Origin of the sequence: uncultured Methanobrevibacter sp., from assembly GCF_937906425.1 — an archaeon.
Lineage (GTDB): Archaea > Methanobacteriota > Methanobacteria > Methanobacteriales > Methanobacteriaceae > Methanobrevibacter.
This window is the reverse complement of record NZ_CALCYR010000178.1, coordinates 1-5640: the sequence shown is the minus strand read 5'-3', so window position 1 is coordinate 5640 and position 5640 is coordinate 1. Positions and strand designations below refer to the sequence as shown.

Here is a 5640-nt window from a genome sequence, read left to right as displayed (position 1 = left end):
TAAAAATAAGGAAAAATAAGGAAAAATAGATAAAAATAAATAAAATTAGATAAAAATAAGGAAAAAAAGGAAAAAAGGAAAAATAAATAAAAATAAATAAAATTAGATAAAAATAAGTAAAAAAAGAAAAAATAAAAAAGAAAAAAGTTCTAATCACCTAATGATGGTGGTGATGACTTTCTTCATGTTGTTTAAATTCTTCAATAGCTGCAATAATCTCATCCAATCCAATTCCCTCTTTTAAACTTGAGGTAATAACTTTAACATCAGGATTGAGCTTTTTAGCGTCAGCAACCATCTTATCAATACTTGCACCAACAGCATCAGCCAAGTCAATCTTATTGATAATGATTAAGTCTGAACCTTGGAAAATGTAAGGGTGCTTCTCTACAGTGTCATCCCCTTCAGTAACACTTACCACAACAATTCTCATATGGGAACCTAATTCAAAGTCAACAGGACAAATCAGGTTACCTACATTTTCAATGAAAAGATAATCAATATCCTCAAGAGGCAAGTCCCCTAAACCATGACTGACCAGATGAGCATCCAAGTGACATTCAGTACCTGTATTCAATCCTACAACAGGCGCATTATGAGACTTGATTCTTTCAGCATCAAAATCACTGATAATGTCTCCGGCAAGTACGCCGATCTTTTCATCAACTGCATCAATAATATCTTCAATAAGAGCAGTTTTACCTGATCCGATTGCTCCTACAAAGTCAATGCAAAAAATATCATTATCTTCTAAAACATGTAAATTCTTATGTGCCAATTTTTGGTTGGCATCCATAATGTTCTTAGCTACTTCTACATCTGCTACTTTATGCATATCATACACCTTCTTAAATTAAAATAAATATATAAATGTAATAATATTAAAATAATAATTAATTAAATCAATAGTTTTGATTAAAAGTATTAAAATTATTAATGGATTAATTAATATTTAGACCAGTAAATGTTTGGCCATAAAATCCTCCAATCCAAGCAGGATTTTTAATTGATTATTAATGCCTTGAAAAATTATTCAAAAGCAAAATCAAAAAATTAGTAATGCCTTGAAAAATTATTCAAAAGCAAAATAAATTTTAAGGAATATCTTGATTCGTATAAAAAATTATTCAAAAGCATAATTAAAAAAATTATTCATCATCCTCTTTTTCAATACTGATATTCCTAACAGTTACATCCTTACCGTTTTTGATTTCAACCCTATGACTTTCACATTCCGGGCATAAAATCATTGGAGCGTAATGATCACTGTCATCAACATTTGCAACTCCCTTAAAGCCACAGTTATGACAGTCAATTTCAACGTCAATATTTTCAATAATAAGTTCAGCATTCTTTGCTATGGTATCTTCACATAAAACACCAAGCATAAATTTTAATTGTTCAGGATTCAACATTGCCAATCTGCCAATTTCCATAACAATTTCAGTTACTTCAATTGCATCATTAGCTTCAGCAGTTTCAAGCACTGCATTTAAAATCCCTTGAGCCATAGCTAATTCGTGCATTTTTATCCCCAATAAAACATTATTCCTAAAAAAAATTAATTTAAGAAAAATTTATCCAAAATTATCTTTAATAAATACAATACTATTTTATTAATTAATATAATATAAAACTATTGATAAAATATCAAACTGTTAAAAAACATTCAAACAGAATTGGATTGTTTTAATAAAATTAAAAGAATGATTTTGATTAGTTAAAAATTCAAATAGAATAAACAAATATTTCAAATCAATTAAAAATCAAAATAAAATAAAATAAACAAATATTCCAGATCAATTAAAAATCAAAATAAAATAAAGAAAATGAAATTTTTAAAAAATCAATAATTTAAAAAAATTAAAATAATAAAAGACTATTTAAAAAATTCCAAATAAAAAAAACATTCTAAAATTATCTTAAAGCATCAGCAATGAGTTTAGCAACTGAAATATTGCTTACATCAGATTTTAAAGTATTGGTAGCTGCCAATTCACGAACTCCTGCTGCAGATATTTTAATAACTGCATCATTAACCAAAACAGGGTGAACACAATAAACATCCACTGATTTTGCACCATGCTCCTTTAAAATACCTATTGCATTAACGATAGTTCCACCGGTTGCAATAATGTCATCAATAATGACCGCTTCTTTTCCTTCAACAGAGTCAATGTTAACTTTAGAATCTTTCTTAGCCTTTTCCAAATCTTCACTGTCAAAATCACATTGAACATCAACAATTCTGGTTTCAACCTTATCAGGACCTAATCTGACCTTGCTCATATAGGTACAGTTGCAACCCAATATTTCAGCGATTTCCTCTGCAAAACCAAGAGCCCCTTTATCAGGAGCAATGATTATAGGATCTTCAACTGTTTTAGCAATATATTCTGCAATTGGAGGCATGGCTGAAAGATTGGCAGTTGGAATATTGAAGAAATCCCTTACACTGTCTTCGTGTAAATTGATTGAAATAAATTCATCTGCACCAGATTCCTCAATTAAATTAGCTACCAATTGAGCGGAAATTGCTTCACCATCTTTAAATCTTAATTCCTGTCTACCATAACCAAGATATGGAGTAACAACCTTAATATGCTCAGCACCTAAGTCCTTAAGGGTTCTGATTAAAAACAATAATTCAACCAAATTTTCATCCTGAGGAAAACCAGTGGATTGAATAATTGTTACCTCTTTTTCAACCTCTTCCTTTACCCTGATATACCTTTCTCCATCCGGAAACTTTTTAGTCTCTAAAAGAGCTAAAGTTTCCCCTAATTTCTTAGCAACCTCAGCTGCTAACTTTTGTGAAGCTGAACCACCAATAATCAACATAATCACCGAAAATATTCTTGTAATCTTAATAAAGTCTTTTAATCAATAATATAAGTTATAAAAAGTATTAAAATTTATAAATCTTTTTAAAAATCTGTAAAATCATTTTAAAAATTTTAAAACAAACTCAATAAAAAGGGTTTTAAAAAATATTATAAAATTAAAAGATTAACATAAATATTTATATTGATGTTTATAATTAAATATTACTATTTTGAAAAATAATGCTAAAAAAGTTTATAGACTCAATGAAAAAAATGCTTAAAAAATAAAATAAATTAATAAGAGTTAATAAAATTTACAAAAAAAACTAAAAAAATAAATTAATAAAAATTGAAAAAATTTACAAAAAAGCTAAAAAAAAGCTAAAAAATAAAATAAATTAATAAAAATAATTATAAAATAAAAATAGCTAATTAAAATAGAATAAAAATAAAATAAAGGGTCTGTTGAAAACAATTTTAAAAATTTATTTATATATTTTTAATCAGTTATTTTAGCTATTTTTTAAAAGAGTTTTAGGAACTCAAAAAAGGAGAGCTTTGTTTTTTGAATTCTTTTTTGCTTTTTAACAGGTTAAAGCAGGATTTTGCATAAAAGATTTGATTTCATGCATATGTCAACTACTCATCATTATTCTTTTTTATTAACTCTTCCAGCTTGTCAAAGCGTTTATTGTAATGATTGATTAAAAGTGCGGCAGTTAATGTCGCAGTACCTACGCCTGAAAGTATATAACCGCCCCATACCAGTAGGACACTATTTAACTTTCCGGGAATGGAATTTCCTAAAACGGCATATCCATTACTTGTGAATGCATTGGAAACCATTACAAGAGCATCTAATGGGTTGGCATTTTCAACAAAGAGGGTTATGAAAAAGCTAACGAATACGATTAAAAACAATAAAACAATTGTAATTCCCAAACTGTTTGTTTCAGTGTATTTTTTGAAGCGATCATAATAATACTTGATGAAATATAAGAATACCGGAATATGAATAAGATCCAATAGACTTACCAATGTATAGCCAAACAATATGTAAGTTAAAGATCCGTAAGGTATTAACATCAATACCAACAGTTTACGCCATTTTGAATTTTCAAATGTAATTGCAATATATAATGAAAAAAGAGTGTCAAATACTGTAACATATAACAAATCATAATTGGTAAATACAAGGATGTATATGACTACAAAAAAACATAAAGACATCATTAACAGATAATATAACTGTCTGATTGAGTGTATTTCTTCATCAGGCAAATATTCCTTCGGACTAATGAATTTGTTGTCACTGCCTTTCAGTTTTTTCATAACAAAAATTCCAACACCCATCAAAGCTAAAAAAACAATTATTTCAACAATTATTTCCAATATGTATGCAGTATTAAAATCCAACGAATTCACCTGTGTTTATATTTAAATTTTTTGTTATAAATAGTTTTTGAAGCCTTGCAGAAGACAGGCTCTCCAGGTTCGTCGGAACCCCAACAGTTATGGTTTCAACAATTCAAAAATGAAAAAAGATAAAAAAAAGATAAAAAAAGATAAAAAAAAAGATAAAAAAAGATAAGAAGTTAAAATTAAATTATTGGCTTAAAACTTCATTACTTTCTCTTTTAAGAGTAACTGAATGAGCTAAAACTAAAGAACCCAAGAACATAAATGTAAGTAATGCCATACCGTTTACAGTCCTGTTGAAAAGGAATAAACCAATAATAGCTTGGGATATGAATCCAGTAAGGGAACCGATTAAAAGAACCTCTTTACCAAGATATTTCTTATTGTTCTTTTCTCTTTTAGTTCTGTATTCACGAAGAACCAATAAGCCCACAATAATTACCAGTAAAACCAATAAAAGCAATATGAAAAATGTTAAATACCCGAAGTCATAAGAATAACCGAAAATACCTGGAAGCATATAATCGATAGTATCCTTCTTGGTTACCAAAAGCCCGAAGAACAATGGGAACGGCAAACCGAACATCAGAATAAATTGCATTGGCAAACTGATGTAACCATCTGCAAATCCAGTGCTGCTTGGCCAATATGAAGATTCAGGATCGTGACCAATTAGATATGTATTTCCAATTACCAATTTTAAACTGGATAATGAATTTTGAGCAAGCCTTGAAATCCTGAGTACAGGAGAGAAAACTTCCATGCTTAAAATTCTTGAAATAACTTCCAAAACTCCAAATGCTGCAAGAGCAATACCAAAGAACATCAAAATTCTTTTCATGGTAAGAATGGATTTTTGTCTAAATGATTTGGAAATAATTGTATATCCTATAAATAGACCTATAAACCATAATAATAAGAAAGATCTATGCATTGCTCCACCAAATACTGTAATTGCCAAAAGGAAAAAATAAACAAACTTCTTAAGTCGGTCCACCTCAACTCCCGACCCTTCCATAACCTTGACAGAAGCCAATGAGGATACAATAGCCAAAACAGCTATTGGACCAAATGGGTGAGTAAATTCGTGCTGACCAAATGACAATACCAATAAAGCCAAGTCCCCTCCAAACAAGAGTACGAAACTACCTGACAGGAATAATGACAGGAAAGTAACTACACTTAATGACAATGGAACAAGATTGATTACAAATATCATTGTAGCCAGTAAAATCAAACCTACTTCGACTATAAGTTGAAAATGATTTTGAGCTATTAATAACATGAAATCACACAATTATATTAAATAATTAATTTTTTATTTGATTAATCATAATAATAGTAAATTAATTTTAAAATCCTAATTACTATATAACATTTTATTTTATATTTAATA

5 protein-coding genes are annotated in these 5640 nt (G+C 28.6%); all 5 read right to left on the bottom strand.

Going from position 1 to position 5640, the window contains the following annotated elements; translation table 11 throughout:
- Positions 1-157 precede the first annotated feature (157 nt).
- The 5 genes from hypB to Q0138_RS05060 all read right to left on the bottom strand — a co-directional run bounded on the left by hypB (position 158) and on the right by Q0138_RS05060 (position 5529).
- On the bottom strand, positions 158-835 hold the full coding sequence (gene hypB, locus Q0138_RS05080; RefSeq protein WP_297981715.1) for a hydrogenase nickel incorporation protein HypB: 678 nt from the start codon (positions 833-835) through the stop codon (positions 158-160).
- A gap of 313 nt (positions 836-1148) precedes the next feature.
- A complete protein-coding gene (hypA, locus tag Q0138_RS05075; RefSeq protein WP_297981713.1) occupies positions 1149-1526 on the bottom strand; it encodes a hydrogenase maturation nickel metallochaperone HypA in 378 nt (125 codons plus the stop codon).
- 391 nt (positions 1527-1917) lie between these two features.
- Entirely contained in the window at positions 1918-2838 is a 921-nt protein-coding gene (locus tag Q0138_RS05070) for a ribose-phosphate diphosphokinase (protein ID WP_297981717.1), read from the bottom strand.
- 626 nt (positions 2839-3464) lie between these two features.
- The gene (locus Q0138_RS05065; protein ID WP_297981712.1) at positions 3465-4241 is read right to left on the bottom strand and encodes a hypothetical protein; all 777 of its coding nucleotides are present in this window, start codon (positions 4239-4241) and stop codon (positions 3465-3467) included.
- A 190-nt stretch (positions 4242-4431) separates the two neighbouring features.
- A complete protein-coding gene (locus Q0138_RS05060; RefSeq protein WP_297981710.1) occupies positions 4432-5529 on the bottom strand; it encodes a hypothetical protein in 1098 nt (365 codons plus the stop codon).
- Between the last annotated feature and the right edge of the window lie 111 nt (positions 5530-5640).